This is a genomic window from Caballeronia concitans (assembly GCF_001544615.1).
In the GTDB taxonomy this organism is placed as follows: Bacteria; Pseudomonadota; Gammaproteobacteria; order Burkholderiales; family Burkholderiaceae; genus Caballeronia; species Caballeronia concitans.
Genome location: NZ_FCNV02000019.1, coordinates 21,953 through 41,209, shown reverse-complemented (window position 1 = coordinate 41,209; position 19,257 = coordinate 21,953). Strand labels below are relative to the sequence as shown.

17 protein-coding genes and 1 pseudogene are annotated in these 19,257 nt (G+C 64.7%); 10 read left to right on the top strand and 8 right to left on the bottom strand.

Annotated elements, in window-relative coordinates; genetic code table 11:
- Positions 1–131: 131 nt before the first annotated feature.
- The 3 genes from AWB72_RS26715 to AWB72_RS26705 are packed head-to-tail and all read right to left on the bottom strand — an operon-like array spanning position 132 to position 2,610.
- The gene (locus AWB72_RS26715; protein WP_052450168.1) at positions 132–1,274 is read right to left on the bottom strand and encodes an MmgE/PrpD family protein; all 1,143 of its coding nucleotides are present in this window, start codon (positions 1,272–1,274) and stop codon (positions 132–134) included.
- Between the two features lie 12 nt (positions 1,275–1,286).
- The gene (locus AWB72_RS26710) at positions 1,287–1,895 is read right to left on the bottom strand and encodes a TetR/AcrR family transcriptional regulator (RefSeq protein ID WP_040053580.1); all 609 of its coding nucleotides are present in this window, start codon (positions 1,893–1,895) and stop codon (positions 1,287–1,289) included.
- A 10-nt stretch (positions 1,896–1,905) separates the two neighbouring features.
- Entirely contained in the window at positions 1,906–2,610 is a 705-nt protein-coding gene (locus AWB72_RS26705; protein WP_040053579.1) for a glutathione S-transferase family protein, read from the bottom strand.
- A gap of 395 nt (positions 2,611–3,005) precedes the next feature.
- On the opposite strand from AWB72_RS26705, the gene AWB72_RS26700 reads away from it, so the two are divergent.
- Genes AWB72_RS26700 through AWB72_RS26680 form a run of 5 tightly spaced genes read left to right on the top strand, consistent with a single transcriptional unit; the run spans position 3,006 to position 8,902 of the window.
- Positions 3,006–4,046, top strand: coding sequence for a TRAP transporter substrate-binding protein (locus AWB72_RS26700; protein ID WP_040053578.1), 1,041 nt, complete (start codon positions 3,006–3,008; stop codon positions 4,044–4,046).
- 33 nt (positions 4,047–4,079) lie between these two features.
- Positions 4,080–5,975 (top strand): TRAP transporter large permease, encoded by a 1,896-nt coding sequence (locus AWB72_RS26695; protein ID WP_040053577.1) that lies wholly within the window; start codon positions 4,080–4,082, stop codon positions 5,973–5,975.
- A gap of 19 nt (positions 5,976–5,994) precedes the next feature.
- Complete coding sequence (locus AWB72_RS26690; protein WP_040053576.1) at positions 5,995–7,056, top strand: LacI family DNA-binding transcriptional regulator; 1,062 nt, start codon at positions 5,995–5,997, stop codon at positions 7,054–7,056.
- Positions 7,053–8,060 carry a hydroxyacid dehydrogenase gene (locus tag AWB72_RS26685; RefSeq protein WP_040053575.1) on the top strand — a complete coding sequence of 336 codons (1,008 nt, stop codon included), beginning with the start codon at positions 7,053–7,055 and terminating at the stop codon, positions 8,058–8,060. Before AWB72_RS26690 ends, AWB72_RS26685 begins: the two co-directional genes overlap by 4 nt.
- Positions 8,057–8,902 carry an amidohydrolase family protein gene (locus AWB72_RS26680; protein WP_052450167.1) on the top strand — a complete coding sequence of 282 codons (846 nt, stop codon included), beginning with the start codon at positions 8,057–8,059 and terminating at the stop codon, positions 8,900–8,902. Before AWB72_RS26685 ends, AWB72_RS26680 begins: the two co-directional genes overlap by 4 nt.
- 169 nt (positions 8,903–9,071) lie before the next feature.
- Here AWB72_RS26680 and AWB72_RS26675 read toward each other — a convergent pair whose 3' ends face one another.
- The 5 genes from AWB72_RS26675 to AWB72_RS26655 form a co-directional block, all read right to left on the bottom strand.
- On the bottom strand, positions 9,072–10,220 hold the full coding sequence (locus AWB72_RS26675) for a peptidyl-alpha-hydroxyglycine alpha-amidating lyase family protein (protein WP_040053574.1): 1,149 nt from the start codon (positions 10,218–10,220) through the stop codon (positions 9,072–9,074).
- A gap of 161 nt (positions 10,221–10,381) precedes the next feature.
- Positions 10,382–11,263, bottom strand: a complete 882-nt coding sequence (locus AWB72_RS26670; RefSeq protein WP_052450166.1) for a Rossmann-like and DUF2520 domain-containing protein — start codon at positions 11,261–11,263, stop codon at positions 10,382–10,384.
- Positions 11,264–11,285: 22 nt separating this feature from the next.
- Complete coding sequence (locus AWB72_RS26665; protein ID WP_040053573.1) at positions 11,286–12,734, bottom strand: aldehyde dehydrogenase family protein; 1,449 nt, start codon at positions 12,732–12,734, stop codon at positions 11,286–11,288.
- Between the two features lie 2 nt (positions 12,735–12,736).
- Positions 12,737–13,840 carry a tartrate dehydrogenase gene (locus AWB72_RS26660; RefSeq protein WP_040053572.1) on the bottom strand — a complete coding sequence of 368 codons (1,104 nt, stop codon included), beginning with the start codon at positions 13,838–13,840 and terminating at the stop codon, positions 12,737–12,739.
- 111 nt (positions 13,841–13,951) lie between these two features.
- Positions 13,952–14,872 (bottom strand): LysR family transcriptional regulator, encoded by a 921-nt coding sequence (locus tag AWB72_RS26655; protein ID WP_040053571.1) that lies wholly within the window; start codon positions 14,870–14,872, stop codon positions 13,952–13,954.
- Positions 14,873–15,114: 242 nt separating this feature from the next.
- Here AWB72_RS26655 and AWB72_RS26650 point away from each other — a divergent pair, with 242 nt between their 5' ends.
- The 5 genes and pseudogenes from AWB72_RS26650 (at position 15,115) to AWB72_RS26630 (ending at position 19,110) form a co-directional block, all read left to right on the top strand.
- Positions 15,115–16,443, top strand: coding sequence for an MFS transporter (locus AWB72_RS26650; protein WP_040053570.1), 1,329 nt, complete (start codon positions 15,115–15,117; stop codon positions 16,441–16,443).
- Between the two features lie 33 nt (positions 16,444–16,476).
- Positions 16,477–17,349 (top strand): NAD(P)-dependent oxidoreductase, encoded by an 873-nt coding sequence (locus AWB72_RS26645; RefSeq protein ID WP_040053569.1) that lies wholly within the window; start codon positions 16,477–16,479, stop codon positions 17,347–17,349.
- Positions 17,350–17,729: 380 nt separating this feature from the next.
- Complete coding sequence (locus AWB72_RS26640) at positions 17,730–17,963, top strand: hypothetical protein (RefSeq protein ID WP_143754687.1); 234 nt, start codon at positions 17,730–17,732, stop codon at positions 17,961–17,963.
- Positions 17,964–18,095: 132 nt separating this feature from the next.
- A pseudogene (locus AWB72_RS26635) lies at positions 18,096–18,794 on the top strand (GNAT family N-acetyltransferase); the annotation flags it as partial.
- A 121-nt stretch (positions 18,795–18,915) separates the two neighbouring features.
- Entirely contained in the window at positions 18,916–19,110 is a 195-nt protein-coding gene (locus tag AWB72_RS26630) for a cupin domain-containing protein (protein ID WP_342066322.1), read from the top strand.
- The last annotated feature ends 147 nt before the right edge of the window (positions 19,111–19,257 follow it).

Below are 19,257 nucleotides of genomic sequence, written 5' to 3'. Positions count from 1 at the left end.
TCGACGTCGGTTCGACGTCAGTCCGGTGCTGGCCGCGGGCTCAACCACGCGGCCATCGTCACCGCGACGCAGACCGGACTCGGCGGCGCGATCACGGTCATGATCGCGCTCGCCGCCTTCGCGTGGATGCGCTAGCCGCGCAGCACGAGCGGCGCGAAAACATCCGAGACGTGGGCGCGCTGTTCGAGACTCCATAGCACGCCGAGCGCTTCGTCGGCCGCCGATGCACCCAGCACCGGCGCTGCGTTCTTCCTGAACTTCGCGGCGAAGTCGGTGCGCTGCATCGGCCGCGTGGCGGAGCCGGGAATGTCGTCGATGCGCTTCGTGAACGCCTTGCCGTCGTCGCGTGTCGCCGTGACGACGGTCGCACAGTATTTCGGATACAGCTTCGACATCTCGGGATCGTCGATCACCTTGATCTTCTTCATGAACGCGCGCAGCTTCGGGTCGTGCAACGCATCCTTGCTGTAGCTGGCGAGCGTGACGTCGCCGTCGAACATGGCGCGCGCAGTCACGTACGGCAGGCTGTGGTCCGCCGTGCCGCTCGTTTCCGGCGCCCACTTTTCCGCATCCTTGCCGGCGGAGAACCATCCTTCGTGCGACGTGCGTATCTCGACCGCGGTGATCCTGTCGACGCCACCGGCTTGCCGCGCCACGTCGATGCCCGCATCGATCGCGGTCTGCGTGAGCGCCTGCGCCGGGTAGTACTTCACCGAGCAATCGCGGATGCGAAACGGACGGCCGCGACCGCCGAACTTCGCGACGTCGAGCGTGAAAGGCCCTGAAACCAGCTTGAAGAAGCCCGCATCGCCTTCGAACATCGGCGAGGGGCCGGTGATGCCCTCCCGCGCGAGCGCCGCTGCGAACACGCCGTTGCGCGCCGCGTCGGCATCGGCGAGTCCTTTCCAGTCGGAGATGGTTTGCACGCGCGTCTGATTCAGCGCGACGTGACCGTTGATGGCGAGATTCACTGCCTGCGTGAGTCTCGCTTCGTCGAGCTTCATGAGCTTGCCCGCTGCCAGCGCGGCGGCGGGAAGGCTGAAGTTCGGATGATCCCAGCCGTGCTGGCTGATCGACGCGGCATCCATCAACCGGCAATCGATCTCGTAGGCGAGCGCGATCGCGACGATGAGATCGCGGCCGCTCGCGCCCTCTGCTTCGGCTTGCGCGAGACACGCGGCGATGTTGTCGCTCGGGTGGCCGATCTCCTTGCCTGCATAGACGTCGTTGAGGTCGTAGAAGCGTATTGCCGCGCCGTTCGCGAAAGCGGCCACGTGCGCCGGTAATCAGGACTTGCGGCGCGCGCGAGGTTTCACGCCGATGAGCGCGAGCACCGGCCTCGCCGCGCCTTCGAGCAGTTCGCGCTTCGGATTGACACGCGCGAGCACGCGCAGGCCCAGCAGCGAGGCGAGGAGCGCCTTGGCCGTGTCGGAGGTGTTCAGTTCCGATGGAATCGATCCGTCCGCCTGACCCGCCGCCACGCAACGCGAGAAGAACCCTTCCATGTCCTTCAGCACGCCATTCAAGGCACGATGAAAATGGCTGTCGTGCGGTGCCAGTTCTATCGCCGAGTTCACGATGAGGCATCCCTTGCGATGCGGATCGTTCACCGAAAGCCGGATGATTTCGTCGAAGAACGCGGCGATCGCCTCGCGCGGCGGCATGTGATGTTCGAGACGCCTCACCCGCTCGCGAAAGCCGCGCTCCACGTAAGCTTCGAGCGCGCGTTCATAGAGCGCACGCTTGTCGCCGAACGTGTTGTAGAGACTCGCCGCCGCCAGACCCATGGTCGAGGCGAGATCGCGCACGGAAGTCGCCTCGTAACCATGCGACCAGAATTGCGCGATGGCCGCATCGAGCACGGCCTCCTCGTCGAACTCACGCGGACGCGGCATGCGACTCCCTTCAGGCCGTCTTCGGATAGTTCGACGGGAACAGCGCGCGCCTGGTCTCGTCGTCGTTCACCGTCTTGAAGGCGTGCTTCTTGTTCACGCCGCGCGCGCGTTCGACAGCGGGCCGCGCGTCGATCTTCGCGAACCAGCGTTTGAGTTCGGGATACGGCCCGAGCGGATCTTCACTCGACTTGAACACGCGCGATGCCCGATCGACCCAGCCCCACGCCGACATGTCCGCGATCGTATAGCTTTCGCCGACGATGAATTCGCGGCCCTTCAGCCTGTCATTGAGCACTTGATAATGACGGTCCGCTTCTCGCCGATAGCGGTTCACCGCGTAGTCGAGCCCTTCCGGCGCCGCGTACTGGAAATGCACCGCCTGCCCCGAAAACGGCCCGAGACCACTCGCGACGAACATGAGCCACGAAAGAAGCTGCGGACGATCTTCCGGCGCACCGAGAAACTGGCCGGTCTTGTCCGCGAGATAAAGCAGGATCGCGGTGGAGTCGAACACGAAAGCGGGCTTGCCGCCCGGCCCTTCACTGTCCACGATGGCGGGCACCTTGCCATTCGGGTTGATCGCGCGGAACTCGGGCGAATGCTGCTCGCCCTTGCTGGTATCCACGGGCTTCAGTTCGTAAGGCAGTCCGGATTCCTCGAGAAACAGTGCGATCTTCGCGGGATTGGGCGTAGGGTGAAAGTAGAAATCGATCATGCAGGTTGTCTCCGTGCCGTGGCCAATGTCGCTTCATTCTAGATCGATCGATCCAAAACACGCAAACGCGTTCGAAGCGCGGCGGCATTCATCGTGAAGATCCTCGGCGGACGGGCGCATCACTGACCGCAACATGCCTGCTCTTCGCGTCCACCGACATGGGACGACGACGCCTCGTCAGCCGACAGTCCCAAATCGCGGGAGAGCGCCGGCGCGACGGTGACGAACGATGTTTATCGTCGAATGCACTGCTTGCTCCCGGGTTTACGTCGATAGGATTCGCGCGCGCTCCGTTCTACTGTATCGATACACTAAATCGTTACAGCGCGTCGTTCGTATGCTGTCGCGCTTCATATAACCGCCCGCGCTCAGAGCGGCACCCAGGAGACAACACCATGCAATTCGCTTCAGGCTTTTCCCGCCGACGGTTCCTTCAGGCTGCCTCGGCGACGACGCTCGCGGCCGCGGGCGCGGGCTTTCCCGCGATCGTGCGCGCCCAGCCCGCCGCGACGCTGCGGCTGTCGTCCTCGATGCCGCCGAACGAAAACGCCGCGCACTACGTGTGGTACCAGAACTTCGCCGCGAACCTGAAGGCGAGCGTCGGCGATCAGATTCGCATCGACTTCTTCCCGAACAACCAGCTCGGCAAGGAAAGCGACGTCGTGCAGCAGGTGAAAGTCGGCGCGGTCGACATGATGGTCACGGGCTCGTCGATCTGGGCCACCGCGCTTCCCGAACTCGGCATGCTCGATCTCGGCTATGTGTTCGACAACTTCGATCACGTCGGCCGCGCGATGGACGGCACCGTCGGCAAGTCGTTCGACACGCTGCTGCAACAGCGCGCAGGCTGCTCGGTGCTCACATGGGGCTATTCCTTCGGCGCGCGCAACGTGTTCACCAAGAAGCCCACGCAATCGCTCGCCGACATCAAGGGCGTGAAGCTGCGCGTGCTGCCCACGCCCGCCTTCATGGAGACCTTCAGGCTGATGGGCGCGGTGCCGACGCCGATTCCCATCGGCGAACTGTATATGGCCGCGCAGACCGGCGTCGTCGATGGCTTCGAGCACGACTGCGCGACGGTTCTCGCGAGCAAGTACGACGAAGTCGTGAAGTCGTGCTGGCAGACGCAGCACGTGTTCAGCCCGCTCGTCGTCGTGATGGGCCGCCGCGCGCTCGCGAAGATTCCGGAAAATCTGCGGCCCGCGTTCCAGAAAGCGGCGCAGGACGCGACCGCGAAGCAGCGCGCCACGGCCATCCAGACCGCCGCCGGGGCCGAGCAGGAACTGAAGAAGAAAGGCATGACCTTCTACCCGATGTCGAAGGCCGATCGCGACACCGCGCGCGCCGAAATGCAGTCGCAGTTGTATGCGAGCTTCGCGAAGCAGTATCCGGCGACCGCGCCGCTCTTCACCGCCATCGCCGCCGCGCGCGGCTAAAGCCACGCGAACGACGTCAAAGAGGCCGACACCATGACCACTTTCTCCGCGACGCCCGGACCGGAGGCGCAACTCGCCGCGCCCGGATTCGGCCATGAGACCGTGCTTGCGCGCGGCCTCGCGCGCCTCATGCACTGGATCGAATACTTCTGCGCGGCCGTGCTCGCCGCCGATGTGATCGTGGTGTTCCTCTCGGTGATCTATCGCTATTTCCTGCACGATCCGTTCGACTGGGCCGAGGAAGTCGCCGGCGCGCTGATGATCGTGCTGGTGTTCTTCGGCGCGGCCACCGTGCTCGGACGCAGCCAGCACGTCGGCGTCGACCTGTTTCGCGGCATGTTGCCGGGACGCTGGCAACCCGCGCTCGTGCACGTCGGGCATTGGGTGATCGCGGGCGTCGCGGGGAATCTGTGCGTGTCGTCGTGTCTTCTGCTCGTCGATTCGTATGGCCAGATGACGCCGAGCGGCCTGCCCGCGTGGATCAACGTGTATCCGCTCGTGATAGGCAGCGTGTTCATTACGGTCTTCGCGCTTGCCAATGCCCTGAACGGCGCGCGCAAGATCGTGCTCGGCACGCTCGCCGGCTGCGTGCTGCTCGCGGCAGCCGTGTTCGCGTGGAACGCGTTGGTGCCCGCTCACGCGATGAAGCCCGGCTTCCTGCTGCTGGCCGGTTTCATCGGCGGACTCGTGCTCGGCGTGCCGATCGGCTTCGTGCTCGCGTTCTCGGCCCTGCTCTACTTCCTCGCCGAACCGTCGCTGCCGATGCTCGTCTACTCGCAGCAAGTGATGGCCGGCACCGACCACTTCGTGCTGCTCGCCATTCCGTTCTTCGTGCTGGCCGGCCTGCTGATGGAAACCAACGGCATGTCGTCGCGCCTGATCGAACTGCTGCTGCGCATTTTCGGGCGCGTGCGCGGCGGACTCGGCCTCATCACGATCATGGCGACGGCGTTCTTCTCCGGCGTGTCCGGTTCCAAGCTCGCGGATATCGCGGCGGTCGGCGGCGTGGTCATGCCCGCCGTGCGCCAGAGCAAGGAAGATCCGAACGAGGCGGCGGCGTTGCTCGCCTGCAGCGCCGTGATGGCGGAGACCATTCCGCCGTGCGTGAACATGATCATCATGGGCTTCGTCGCGAACATATCGATCGCGGGTCTGTTTCTCGCGGGCGTCGTGCCGGCGGCGGTGCTGGCGGTGGCGCTCGCGATCGTCGCGGTCATCTTCGGCCGGCGCATCAATCTCGCCGATGCGCTCACGAATCCGCGCGCGTGGCTGCCGCTCGCCGGGGGCGCGCTGGTCGCGCTCGTCATGATCACGATGATCGGCAAAGGCGTGACTTCGGGCATCGCGACATCGACGGAAGTGTCGGCGTTCGCCGTGGTGTATGCGTTGATCGTCGGATGGCTCGCGTTTCGCGAACTCACGCTGAAGTCGGTCGTGCGCGTGTTCGTGCGCTCGGCGTCGATGGCGAGCAGCATTCTGTTCATCGTGGCGGCGGCTTCCAGCGTGTCGTTCGCGCTGACCATCGAGCAGATTCCCGCGCTCGTGTCCGATTCGATGATCGCGTTCGCGCATCAGTACGGCCCCACGATGTTCCTGCTGCTGTCCGTGCTCATCATGATCGTGTTCGGCGCGGTGCTCGAAGGCGCGCCCGCGCTCATCATCTTCGGGCCGCTCCTCACGCCGATCGCGACGCAGCTCGGCATCAGCCCGCTGCACTTCGGCACGGTGATCGTCGTCGCGATGGGCCTGGGCCTGTTCTCCCCGCCGGTCGGGCTCGGGCTCTTCGCGACCTGCGCCATCACCGGCACGGAAATGAAGGCTGTCGCACGCCCTATGCTCAAATACTTGCTGGTGCTTTTCATCGCACTGGTGGCGCTGATTCTCGTGCCGTCGTTTTCGTTGTGGTTGCCGACCCGGCTCGGCCTGTAGCCGGCAGATGTCAAACCTTATGAGCACCATTCAGGATGTCGCCCGCGAGGCCCGCGTGTCCGTGAGCACGGTATCCAACGTGTTGAACGGCCGCACCGACCAGATGCGCCAGGAAACGCTCGCACGCGTGCAGGCCGCGATGAACGCGCTGCAATACCGTCCGAGCACGCTCGCGCGTCAGTTGAAGACCGGGCAGACGCCGCTGATCGGACTGCTGGTGCCGTCGATCGCCAATCCGATGTACGGCTATATCGCGCGCGAAGTCGAAACCTGTGCGCAGGAGCGCTACGGCTATCGGGTGATGATCGGCAACACGTATCGCGATCCGGCGAAGGAGGCATCGTTCTTCGAGGATCTGCTCTCGCAAGGCGTGCGCCGCGTGATCGTCATTTCGTCGCTCGCGAACGAGCGGCATCTGGAAACCGCGGTCGAGCGCGGCATGGTCGTCGTCAGTTACGACCGCCGCGCGACCGAAGGCGAAGCGACGCGTGTCGAGCACGTCACGCCGGACAACTTCGAAGCGGCGCGCATCGCGACACGGCATCTGATCGCGCACGGCCATACGCGGCTCGCATTCGCCACGCTGACCGGCGTGACGATGAGCCGGCGCGACAAGATCAACGGCTTTCTTTCCGCCGCCGACGAGGCGGGTCTCACGCAGACGGCGCGCGTGCTCGACAGTGGCCCGGTGAACGAATACGGCGATTCGATGATCGCCGAAAACGGCCGCGCGCTCGCGCGTCTGCTCGCGAAGGACGACGCGCGCCCGACCGGCATCGTCGCCGTCAACGATCTGATGGCGCTGGGCTTGATGGCCGGTTTGCGCGAGTGCGGCCTGCGCGTGCCGGAAGACGTATCGATCGTCGGCATGGACGGGCATTTTCTCGCGGCGATCTCGAACCCCGCGCTCACGACCGTGCAGCTTCCCGTCCCCGCGATGGCCGCCGCGATGGTCGAGCGCGCGATGCGTCCGCACGACGAACCCATGCCTGCATCGGAGCAGGCGCTGTTCACGAATATCACGCTGGTGGAGCGCGAGTCGGTCGCCGCGCCCGCGAAACGAATCAGGACGAGGACATGAACAAGGTATTCGTGAGTCATCCCCGGCACATGCTGGATCATTACTTCGGCGCACGCGCATCGGCTGCGCTCGCGGCGTTCGCGGACGTCGCGTACAACCGCGAAGATCGCGAGCTGACGACCGCCGAACTCATCGAGGCCGCGCGCGATGCCGATGTCATCATCGCGTACCGTCAGACGCCCGCGCCGCGCGCCTTGTTCGAGGCGTTGCCGAAGCTCGCCGCGTTCGTGCGCTGCGCGGTCGATATCCGCACCGTCGATGTCGATGCCGCCAGCGAGTTCGGCGTGCTCGTCACGCAGGCGAGCGCGGGCTTCGTGCCGTCCGTGTCGGAGTGGGTGATCGGCGCGATGCTCGATCTCGCGCGCGGGACGACCGCGTATGCAGAGGCCTTTCATCGCCATGAAGCGCCCGCGCCGATGATGGGCCGCGAATTGCGCGGCAGCACGTTCGGCGTGATCGGCTACGGACAGATTTCGCGCTATCTATGCGATCTCGCACTGGCATTCGGCATGCGCGTCGTCGTGTCCGATCCTTTCGCGACGATCGACGATACGCGCCTTCATCAGACCGGCTTCGACGACTTGCTCGCGCAGTCGGATTTCGTCGTGTGTCTCGCGGCCGCCAATGCGCAGACGGCGAATCTCATGAACGCGCGCGCTTTCTCCGCGATGAAGCGCGGCGCGTACTTCATCAACGCCGCGCGCGGCGAACTCGTCGACGATGACGCGCTGCTCGACGCGCTCGAGCGCGGTCATCTCGCGGGATGCGCGCTCGATGTCGGACGCGCGGCGGATCAGATGCCCGCGCCGGCGCTCGCGGCACATCCGCGCGTGATCGCGGCGCCGCATGTCGGCGGGTTGACGCCCGGCGCGATCGAGCATCAGTCGATGGAAACGGTCGCGCAAACGCGAGCGCTCTTCGACGGCGTCGTTCCCGCAGGCGCGGTGAACGCGGCGCACGCGTTCCGTCTCGTCGGCTTCGACATGCAGGCGGACGCGCGATGAACCTCGAAGGCGCTTGCGACTGCCACATTCACGTCTACGAAGAAGGCTATCCACTCGCGAAGACCGCGACGTTCGCGCCGCCGCCCGCGCCCGCATCGGCGTATCGGGAGGTGCAGCGCGCGCTCGGTTTCTCGCGGGCGATCGTCGTGCAGCCGACGGGCTATGGCTTCGACAACCGCTGCACGCTCGCGGCCATCGCGCAACTGGGCGACGGCGCGCGCGGCATCGCGGTGGTGCCGCCGGATATCGGCGATGACGAACTCCAGCGCCTGCACGATGCCGGCATTCGCGGCGTGCGCTTCATGATGCTGCCGGGCGGCGTGCTGCCGTGGGATGCGCTCGCGGATAAGTCAGCGCGTATCGCACCGCTCGGCTGGAATATCGACCTTCAGCTCGACGGCCACACGCTGCCGCAGCACGAAGCAATGCTCGCGCGTCTGCCGTCGAATCTCGTCATCGATCATCTCGGCAAGTTTCTCGCGCCGGTCACGCCGCAAAGCGAAGGATTCGCGTCGCTGTGCCGCCTGCTCGATGGACCGCGTTGCTGGATCAAGCTGTCCGCGCCGTATGAAAGCTCCCGCACCGGCGCGCCGGATTTCGACGACGTGTCCTGGCTCGTGCGCACGCTGTCCGCGCGTTTTCCCGAGCGCGGCGTGTGGGCGTCGAACTGGCCGCATCCCAACGTCAAGCCGGTGCCGGACGACGCCCGCATGCTCGACTGGACGATGCGGCTCGTGGAAAGCGACGGCGTTCGCCGCAAGATACTCACCGATAATCCTGCGGAGTTGTACCGGTTCAACACGCGCCCGCACACGGACCGATTTATCCCGCTGCAGGCGTGAAAATCTCGCGATTCTCGAGGACGTAATTGCGCACGGTCATCGGCTTGCGGCCCGTGATCCGTTCGACCGTGTCATCTGACCTGCAAGCTCGCCCGCTCGATACGCACGCTACGCGCGACATACCGGCGTGATGTGCCAGGTCGCCGCGACTTGCTCGATAGCCGACTCATCAAGCGTGCAGAACCAGCTTCTGCACGCGCCAGTTCAGCAGTTCGGCGACGAATAGCACGTTCTCCGAAGGGCATGCCATCTGATGAATCCAGCCGAACTGCTTCGGCTGCTTGCCCGCTTTCCCGAGCACGCCGAGCACTTTGCCGTCGAGCGTCATCTTGTAGATGCGGCCCGGGAATGCATCGGCGCTGTAGAGCACCTGATTCGGCCCGGGCGATATGCAGATGGCCCACGGCGAGCCCGGCGCGAACGTGCCGGCCGCGATGGCCGCTTCATCCGGCATGTTGCCAATCGCCGGACGTGCATCCGGCGGCACGGGAACGTCGATCGTGAATTGCCGCTGGAAGTTGCCTTCGGTGTCGAACACCTGAATGCGCCGGTTGCTGCGGTCCGCGACGTAGACGTTGTCGTTCGCATCGACCGCGATGCTATGCGGCGTATGGAACTGACCCGGGCCGCTACCGCGATCGCCCCACGACTTGATCCAGTTGCCGTCGCGATCGACCTTCGCGACGCGCGAGTTGATATAGCCGTCGCTGATGTAGGTGTTGCCCGCGACGTCCCACGCGACGTCGGTCACTTGGCGGAAGCGGCCAGGCTCGGCGCGCAGCGGCGGGTTCGGATGCTTCAGCGGGCCGGTCTCCTCGTCGGCGGCTTCCTGCTTGCGGCCGAACACCATCGCGACGCGGCCTTCCGGCGTGAACTTGATCACCATGTCGGAGCCCTTGTCCGTCACCCAGATGTTGTCCTGCCGATCGACCTTCACCGTATGAGCGAACGACCACGCGTATAGGTTGTGCCCTATCTCGCGGACGAAGCGTCCGTCCGGCGCGAACTCCAGCAGTTGTGCCGCGGCGGCGCCATAGGCGGGCCCCATCGTGTTGCCGCGTGACAGCACGAAGATGTGCCCGTGCGAGTTGAGCGCGACACCGGAGCACTCGCCGAAATACATGTCCTTGGGCAAATGAACGGGATCGGCAATCGAGTCGTAAGCAATCGACGGCACGGCCTGAGCGTCGGCGAACGCCGGAGGCACCACGAGTCCGGCAGCGGTGCCGGCGACGAGGCTCATGAAAGTACGGCGACTCATTGCCCGATGCTCGACACTGCCGCAGCACGCGCAAAACAGCGCATCTCGCTCACTCATCTGGCGTCTCCTTCGTTGTGGGTTACGTGCTGCCTGGCTGACTTACCCAACGTATGGAACGTGCAGAGGCAATCGTAGTGCACAAACCGCTCGATTGCTCGGGCGTTTTTGGAGTTTCGCCGGGTTGTGCGTCAAGGCTCGAGTGCGGGGAAGTGCGCACATCAACGGCCAAGCGATGACGGGGCGACGTTAAGACCGGCATCCGCGGACGATACCTCACGCACCTTGCCCGTGCGCGCAAGCCGCGTGGCGAGCGTCGAGAGCGCATCGTACGCATCGCGCGATACCGCGTCCCACGCGCCGATGGCCTGCGCTTGCGCTTCGACGACCGCATGATCGCCGCGCGCCGCCGGTCCGGTCAGCGCATCCTGCGGCCCGAGCGAAACGACGTTGGTGGCGGCATTGCGCGTGAGCGTATGCATCATGTCATCGATGAGCGCTTGCGGAATGCCCGCCGCCTGCCACATCTCGACGGACATTGCCGCGAGAATCGGCAGAAAGTTCGACGCGACGACCGCCGCCGCGTGATAGAGCGCCTTGCTGCCCGGCTCGATATCGAAGCAGCGCGCGCCGATGGCCGCGAGAATCTCGCTCCATGCCGCACGCGCGGCGCGATCGCCTTCGAGTCCGCACGGCGTGCCTTCGAACTGGAACACGGCGGTGCCCGGCTTGGCGAAGCTCAGCATCGGATGCGCGCTCGCCACGCTCCAGCCGATCGCGCGCAAGGGCGAAAGCGTGTCGGTATCGAGCGCGCCGCTGCAATGCACGGCAATCGCAGGCGCGTCGTTCTTTCGATGCCGTGCGAGCACGTGCGCCACGTCCGCGATACGCGCGTCGGGCACCGAGAGCAGCCAGATATCGGCGGGACGCATCGCGCCGATATCGCCGAGCGCGCGGCCCGCGCCGATGAAATCGACCGCTTCGCGCGCGTGCGCGATATCGCTGTCGGATACATCGCCGATATCGAGCACGCGGTTCGCGACGATCAGATTGCCGAGCGTCGCGCCGACACGCCCCGCGCCGATGATGTTGAGAGTCGCCATGACGATGTGAACCCGCGCGGAACTAGCCGTGCCTGATCGCGATGGTCTTCAGGCTCGTGAAACCGTACAGCGCCTCGAAGCCCTTCTCGCGTCCATGCCCGCTCGCCTTCACGCCGCCGAACGGCAACTCCACGCCGCCGCCCGCGCCGTAGTTGTTGATGAACACCTGACCCGCCTGCAGTTTGCGCGCGAGACGCAGGCCGCGCGATCCGTCGCGCGTCCATACGCCCGCGACGAGACCGTAGTTCGTGCCGTTCGCGAGCTTCACGGCTTCGGCTTCATCGTCGAAGGGCATCACCGCGAGCACCGGCCCGAAGACTTCTTCCTGCGCGAGCCGGCTTTCCGGCGGCACGTCGCGAAACAGCACCGCTTCCTGGAAAAAGCCGTTACGCGATGCCTCCACCACGATCTTGCCGCGCGCCGCCACGCGAATGCCCTCGCCTTCTGCCTGCTCGACGATGCCGCGCACGCGCGCATGTTGCTTCGCGTTGACGAGCGGGCCCATGTCGAGGTCCATCGCCGGCGGACCGGAACGCAGCGCTTCGAAACGCTGCGCGAGACGTTCGATCACGGTTTCGTAGATGCCGCGCTGAACCAGCAGACGGCTGCCCGCCGAGCACGTTTGCCCGGCGTTCTGGATGATCGCGTTCTGGATCACGGGCAGGGCTTCGTCGAGATCGGCATCGTCGAACACGAGTTGCGGCGACTTGCCGCCGAGTTCCAGCACGCTCGGGCAATGACGTTCCGCCGCCGTGCGTCCGACGAGCGCGCCCGTCGCCGTCGAACCGGTGAACGAGATATGACCGATGCCTTCGTTCGCCGACAACGCCGCGCCCGCTTCGCTGCCGAGTCCCGTGACGACATTGATCGCGCCTGCCGGAAAGCCGATGTCGGCGGCGATTTCGGCGAGACGCAGGATCGACAGGCTCGCGTCCTCCGCGGGTTTCACGACGCACGCGTTGCCCGCCGCGAGCGATGCGCCGACGCTGCGTCCGTAGATCTGCATCGGGTAATTCCACGGAATGATGTGGCCCGTCACGCCGATCGGCTCGCGCACCGTCAGCACGGTGAAGCCGGTCGCATAGGGCAGCGTTTCGCCGTGCAGCTTGTCGACGCAGCCGGCGTAGTACTGCAGATAGCGCGCGAGCACGGCCGCATCGGTGCGCGCGGTCTTGAGCGCCTTGCCCGTGTCGCGCGCTTCGAGTTGCGCGAGTTCGTCGGCATGATCGAGCACGGCCTTCGCGTAGGCGAACAGCAGGTTCGAGCGCTCGGCAGGCGAGAGCTTCGCCCACGGACCGTCGAGCGCGTCGCCCATTGCGCTGCGGGCTGCGTGGACGGCCGTGGCGATATCGGCGGCGTTGCCGCGTGCGATCGCCGCGAACGGCTCGCCGGTGCTCGGGTCGATGACATCGAGCGATTCGCCGTTATTGCCCGCGCTCCACGCATTGCCGATGAAGTGACGATATTCCATGCTTACTCCGTGATCAGTGCGTGTTCCGTGACGGCTTCGGCGATCGCCGTGCCGACTTCGATGGTGTTCGCCGTGCCGCCCATGTCGGGCGTGCGCGGGCCGTTTTCGAGCACGCTTTCGATGGCCGAGACGATCGTCTTCGCCGCTGCTTCATAGCGCGCGTCGCCGCGCCCGAGATGCTGCAGCATCAGGGCCGCCGACCATATCTGCCCGATCGGATTGGCGATGCCCTTGCCCGCGATATCGGGCGCCGAGCCATGCACCGGCTCGAAGAGCGACGGAAAGCGCCGCTCCGGATTCAGATTCGCCGAAGGCGCGATGCCGATGGTGCCCGTGCAAGCCGGCCCGAGATCGGAAAGGATGTCGCCGAACAGATTCGACGCGACCACGACATCGAAACGATCCGGATGCTGCACGAAATGCGCGCACAGAATGTCGATGTGGAACTTGCGCGTCGCGATGTCGGGGTATCGCTTCGCCGCTTCGGCCAGGCGCTCGTCCCAATACGGCATCGTGATCGAGATGCCGTTGGACTTCGTCGCGGCGGTCAGTTGTTTCTTCGGGCGGCTTTGCGCGAGCTGGAACGCGAAGTCGAGAATGCGGTCGACGCCCGTGCGCGTGAAGACCGCCTGCTGCGTCGCGAACTCGCGCTCGGTGCCTTCGAACATGCGTCCGCCGACCGACGAATACTCCCCTTCGGTGTTCTCGCGCACCACCAGAAAGTCGATGTCGCCGGGCTTGCGGTTCGCGAGCGGCGAAGGCACGCCGGGCATCAGGCGCACCGGCCGCAGGTTCACGTATTGATCGAAGTCCCGGCGAATCCTGATGATCGATTCCCACACGGCCGTGTGATCCGGCACGACGTCCGGCGTGCCGACCGCGCCGAAGAAGATCGCGTCGTGCTTGCCGATCTGCCTGTCCCAATCGGCGGGCATCATCGTGCCGTGCTGCACGTAGTGCTCGGTGCACCATGACGCGAATTCGTCGAAATCGAGTCCGATGTCATAGCGCGCGGCGGCCGCCTTCAGCACGCGCAAGCCTTCGACCATGACTTCCTTGCCGATGCCGTCGCCCGGAATGACGGCGATGTGATGCGTTGTTGCCATTGCGCGATGTCTCCTCTTTTCGACGCCTGTTCAGAGGGCCAATCTAGCGGACGCGCGCAAGCGGTGGAAGTGCGAATGCGGAAACGGGAGTCTTCGAATATGCGCAAGGCTTCACGTGGCGGAGCGCTCGCCCCCCGGCGCGATGAGCGTAGCGGGCGCGAGTGCGCTCAGATAATCGAAGAGCTTGCGCGCGGGCAAGGGCGCCGCGCCCGAGCGTATGCCGACGGACATCACGCGCTCGGCCCACGGATTCGTCAGGCGGATGAAGCGCAGGCGCATCGGCTCGCGAAAGAGCCGCACCGCGCCTTCGGGCAGCACGCCGATGCCCTGTCCCGCCGCGATCAGCCGGCACATGCCCTCGAAGCTTTGCACCTGCACGCGAAAGCGGATGGTGCGGCCCGCGAGCGCGGCTTCCTTGACGAGCATGCGCGTGACTTCGGCCTTGTCGTCGAGGCCGACGATATCGTGTTCGAGCAGCGCGGCAAAATCGATCTCTTCGCCGCGCAGCACATGATCTTCCGGCACGACCACGCTGATGCGGTCGGTGCAATACGGGGCGAGGCGAATGCCTTCCATGCCGCTCTGCGATGTCACGACGCCTACATCCGCGCGCCCTTCGCGCAAGGCCTGAAGAATATCCAGGCTGCGCAGTTCGCTGATATGGAGCTTGATGTCCTGATAGCGCTGCGAGAATGCACGCAGATGATCGGGCAAGTCCTGGCTGATCGCGGAGATATTGGCGAACACGCGCACCCGGCCGACCGACCCTTTCGTATAGTCGGACAACTCGCTATAGATCGCGTCGGTCTTGAGCAAGAGATCGGTGGCGTGACGCGCGAGCGCTTCGCCCGCGGGCGTGGGCTCGACGCCCGCCGACGTGCGGTTCAAGAGCCCCACGCGAAAGTGATGCTCGAGCAGCGCGATGCGCCGGCTCGCCGTCGACAGCGACATGTGCGATTGCTGCGCCGCCTTGGACAAGCTGCCCATTTCGACGGCGCGCAGAAAGAGAGCCAGCGACGTGAGATCGAACAAACCGGATGCCCCTCAAGAGTTCATGCCGCGCAGTATGGCATTCGCCTACGCTCGCCGCGTCGCGCTTGAGTACAGGAAAACCCTGACCGGGGCGCGCGCCGTGCCGGAAAGCGCGTGTTCGAAGTATTCGAAAGCCCGCTTCAGCGATTTCGCATATCACCCGCGCTCTGCAGCCGCTACATTTCTCCTGTCCCGCCGCGTCCCGCGCGAGCCGGACTCAAAAAACATAGACGGAGACAGACGTGGAAATCGATGCGACCAACATGCCGCACGGCGCGGCATCGCCCGCGCCGTCACATGATGCGGCCACCGCCGACCGGATTTTCCGGCGTCTCGCGCTGCAGGTCCTGCCGATCCTGATGTTCGCGTACATCACGTCTTATATCGATCGCGTGAACGTGAGCTTCGCGAAGCTGCAAATGGCGCAGCAGCTCGGTTTCTCCGATGCCGTGTTCGGCTTCGGCGCGGGCATCTTCTTTCTCGGCTACGTGGTTTTCGAAGTGCCGAGCAACATGATCCTTCAGCGCGTCGGCGCGCGCCGATGGATCACGCGCATCATTCTTTCGTGGGGCGTCGTGTCGGGGCTGACCGCCTTCGTCGCCACGCCGATGCAGTTCTACGTGATGCGCTGCCTGCTCGGCGTCGCGGAGGCGGGCTTCATTCCGGCGATCATCTTCTATATCGGCCAGTCGTTTCCGCGCAACCGGCGCGCGCGCATCCTGAGCATGTTCTATGCGGCGCTCGCGCTCGCGGGTCTCATCGGCTCGCCGCTGACCGGCTTCATCATGCAGTACTTCGACGGCCTCATGCACCTCGCCGGCTGGAAGTGGATCTTCATCGTGGAGGCCTTGCCCGCGTTCATCGCGGCGGTCTACACGTGGAAAGGCCTCGACGACGACGTCACGAAGAGCCCGCGCTTCAGCGAGACGGATCGCGTGTTCCTGTCGCGCGTGCTCGCCGAGGATCGCGCGGTGACGGCGGAATCGAATCACAAGGGCCTCTTCACGAGCGCGCTCGTGTGGGCGTTCTGCCTGATCTATTTTCTCGATGTGTTCGGCATCTACGGCTACACGTTCTGGGCCCCGACCATGATCAAGTCGATGGGCATTTCCGGCGACTTCGCGATCGGCGCGCTCGCGGCATTGCCCAACGCGGTCGCCGTCGTCGTGATGGTGATGTTCGGCCGCAGCGCGGACCGGCGCGGCGAACGGCGCATGCACGTTGCGGCGCTCCTGCTGATGGGCGCGGCCGGCCTGTCGCTCTCGGTGATCTGGCATGACAATCTGTGGCTCGGCATGATCGCGCTGTGCATCGCCAATGCGGGATTGCTGTCGTTTCCGCCGCTCTTCTGGAGCATGCCGACTGCGGTGCTCGGGCAGGCCGCGGCGGCGGTCGGCATTGCATGGATCAGCGCCTTCGGCAATCTCGGCGGCTTCTTCGGCCCGTATGCGGTCGGATTTCTGAAGCAGGCATCGGGCGGCATGACGCTGCCGATTTTCTCGATGGTCGGCTGCCTCGTGCTCGGCATCGTGCTCACCATGATGCTGCCGAAGCGCCTCGTCAACCGCTGAATCAATTCGAACACGACAACGGAAGAGACACGCATGAAGCAACGAATCGGCATGATCGGTATCGGCCTGATGGGGCACGGCATCGCACGCAACGTGATGAAGCATGGTTATCCGCTCACGGTGGTCGAGCATCCCGGCAATCAGCCGCTCGACGAACTTCTTGCGGGCGGCGTGAAGACCGTCGCGAACGGCGCGGCGCTCGCGCGGGAATCGGACATCGTCATTCTGTGCGTGACGGGTTCGCCCGAAGTCGAAGCGGTGCTGACCGCGCCCGATGGCGTGCTGGCGGGATTGCGGCCGGAAACGATCGTCATCGACTGCTCGACGGCCGTGCCCGCATCGACGCGGCGCATGGCAGCGCTCGTGGAGGAAGCAGGCGGCTTCTTCGTCGATGCGCCGATGACGCGCACCGCGAAGGAAGCGCACGAAGGACGTCTGAACCTGCTGGTCGGCGCGTCAGCCGAGCTGTTCGCGCGCATCGAGCCGTTGCTGCGCACCTATGCGGAGAACGTGACGCTCGTCGGCGGCCTTGGCGCGGGACACAGCATGAAGCTGCTGCACAACTTCGTGTCGCTCGGGACGATTGCGCTGATCTCGGAAGCGGCGGCCTGCGCGACACGCGCGGGCGTGGATGCGCGCACGTTCGTCGACGTGCTCGCGAAAGGCGGCGGCGGCGGTGCGGCGCTGGAGCGGCTGCGTCCGTCGCTCATCGAAGGCGATCCGTCGGGCATGCCGTTTCATATGTCGAACGCACTCAAGGATCTCGGCTATTACGTGACGATGGCCGGTGACAACGGCGCCGTCGACGGGATCGCTGCCGCCGTGCGCGCGACATATGCGGATGCGGTCGAGCAAGGTGGCGCGCATCGGACGTTGCTTGAGTTGCCGAAGCTGCTCGGGGATTGAAGCAGTAAAACGCGCTGCTGCAGCGACGCTGCGCTCGTCGGTTGCCACGGGAATGCTATGCAGCCTGCTGAATCCCAAGGCGAGCCCCCGTCTCGTCTCAAGCGGCTGAACTCGGCTCCGTCCTCGTGCTGACAGGAAATCGCCTTCGACCTGGCCTGCGTCGCCGGCGCGTCGCACCTGTCGTCCTGTCTACGGCGCAGTCCACGTGCCGAGCGGTTTCAACGCTGCTCTTTCGCGGTGGTGTTGTTTGGATTGGCCATCCGGATTCCGTTTGCCTGAGCAGTCAGGGGTGGTTGCGCGGTCGTAAAATCGAGTTCCAAGGAATGGCGCTGCGTGTGCATTCACTGCACGCGCAGCGCATCACCCATACGGAGACGAACATGGACCTCGAATACGAGACAGTTCAACTTGGCAAGGCTCTGGAGCACCTCGCGGAAGCGAACCGACGAATCGATGACCAAGAGGGGCACTTGCTGCGTTTGGACGAGAAAGGTCTATCGACCGATGATGCGCGAAGACTGCTCACTATCATGCTGGACGCTCGAGAGACGATGAAGGCGCACATTGCGCAGACTCGCGAATTTATCGAACTGATCAAGAAAGGCGTTCTGTAGGCCCTTTGGCGTATCTATCCGTTGGCGTACTGAGAGAAGCCAACCAAGTGATGTTTCGGAAATGAATCGCCGAAGATTCGCGGTGGACTTGAGCAATAAATGACAGCACACTACGACAGGAACCCGCACAACATGACGAGAACCAACGGATTCGGGCAAAGCATCGGCGAGCCGGTGGACGGATGGACGCCACGCGAGCGGCCCGCACGCATCGTCATCGATGGAGCGCATTGCCGCATCGAACCGCTCGATGTCGCACGTCACGCAGCGGATCTGTATGACGCATACGGCCAGGCCGCCGATGGCCGCGACTGGACCTACCTGTTCGCCGAGCCGTTCAGGGATCGCGAGTCATTCGACCGCTACCTCGTGCAAGCGGCGGCATCCACCGATCCGCTGCACTATGCGGTCATCGATCGCGCGAACGACAAGGCGGTCGGCACCTTTGCGCTGATGCGCATCGAACCCGTGCATGGCGTGATCGAAGTAGGCAGCGTGACCTTCTCGCCGTCGCTCAAGAAGACGCGCCTCTCGACCGAAGCGCAGTATCTGCTGATGCGTTACGTCTTCGACGATCTGAAGTATCGCCGTTACGAATGGAAGTGCGACAGCCTCAACGCGCCTTCGCGCAAGACCGCGCAACGGCTCGGTTTCGAATTCGAAGGCATCTTCCGACAGGCGATCGTCTACAAGGGCCGCAATCGCGATACCGCATGGTACGCGATCATCGATCAGGATTGGCCGCGCATCAGGCAGGCCTTCGAGCGATGGCTCGCCGACGACAACTTCGATTCGCAACGCCAGCAGCGCGCCTCGCTGGTGCAACTCAGAGGTACATAGCCGAACGCGTCGCGCGCCTTATGCCCGATTCATCGTGAAAGTCTGCCAGGCTAGCCGCGACCAACGCGCATCGTGCGCGTCTCAAAGCGAGGCTTCGCCATGCCCAGGATCGATGTCGCGAACGTGCCGCAACGCGAAGGGCACGGGCAACGGTCATCACATGATCAACCGCTCGTCGCGATTGGCGGTCTATCTCAGAGTCGGCGCGCGCGTCTACGAAGATCTGACGATCTGTTCCGATGTCGACATGATGAGCGCCAACGCCGATGGCCGGTTCGTCCACAAGGACGGCTCGCCGAGCGCCTGACTGGTCATCCGAGCCGCGCTTGCCACTAGCACGCGCGGTCCCAACGTCTAGCAAGAAGCCCCGACTTGCGCTTCGCTTTCAACTCCCACGCGCCAGTGCTCCGCGCCGCCCCTTCTTCTGTATTTCGGCTCAGTATTCGCACCATCT

Excerpts from the sequence above, each read along its gene's own strand:
- AWB72_RS26710 (WP_040053580.1), bottom strand. The coding sequence starts at position 1,895 with ATGCCGCGTCCGCGTGAGTTCGACGAGGAGGCCGTGCTCGATGCGGCC.
- AWB72_RS26705 (WP_040053579.1), bottom strand. The coding sequence starts at position 2,610 with ATGATCGATTTCTACTTTCACCCTACGCCCAATCCCGCGAAGATCGCA.
- AWB72_RS26700 (WP_040053578.1), top strand. The coding sequence starts at position 3,006 with ATGCAATTCGCTTCAGGCTTTTCCCGCCGACGGTTCCTTCAGGCTGCC.
- AWB72_RS26695 (WP_040053577.1), top strand. The coding sequence starts at position 4,080 with ATGACCACTTTCTCCGCGACGCCCGGACCGGAGGCGCAACTCGCCGCG.
- AWB72_RS26690 (WP_040053576.1), top strand. The coding sequence starts at position 5,995 with ATGAGCACCATTCAGGATGTCGCCCGCGAGGCCCGCGTGTCCGTGAGC.
- AWB72_RS26685 (WP_040053575.1), top strand. The coding sequence starts at position 7,053 with ATGAACAAGGTATTCGTGAGTCATCCCCGGCACATGCTGGATCATTAC.
- AWB72_RS26680 (WP_052450167.1), top strand. The coding sequence starts at position 8,057 with ATGAACCTCGAAGGCGCTTGCGACTGCCACATTCACGTCTACGAAGAA.
- AWB72_RS26675 (WP_040053574.1), bottom strand. The coding sequence starts at position 10,220 with ATGAGTGAGCGAGATGCGCTGTTTTGCGCGTGCTGCGGCAGTGTCGAG.
- AWB72_RS26670 (WP_052450166.1), bottom strand. The coding sequence starts at position 11,263 with ATGGCGACTCTCAACATCATCGGCGCGGGGCGTGTCGGCGCGACGCTC.
- AWB72_RS26665 (WP_040053573.1), bottom strand. The coding sequence starts at position 12,734 with ATGGAATATCGTCACTTCATCGGCAATGCGTGGAGCGCGGGCAATAAC.
- AWB72_RS26660 (WP_040053572.1), bottom strand. The coding sequence starts at position 13,840 with ATGGCAACAACGCATCACATCGCCGTCATTCCGGGCGACGGCATCGGC.
- AWB72_RS26645 (WP_040053569.1), top strand. The coding sequence starts at position 16,477 with ATGAAGCAACGAATCGGCATGATCGGTATCGGCCTGATGGGGCACGGC.
- AWB72_RS26640 (WP_143754687.1), top strand. The coding sequence starts at position 17,730 with ATGGACCTCGAATACGAGACAGTTCAACTTGGCAAGGCTCTGGAGCAC.
- AWB72_RS26630 (WP_342066322.1), top strand. The coding sequence starts at position 18,916 with ATGTCGCGAACGTGCCGCAACGCGAAGGGCACGGGCAACGGTCATCAC.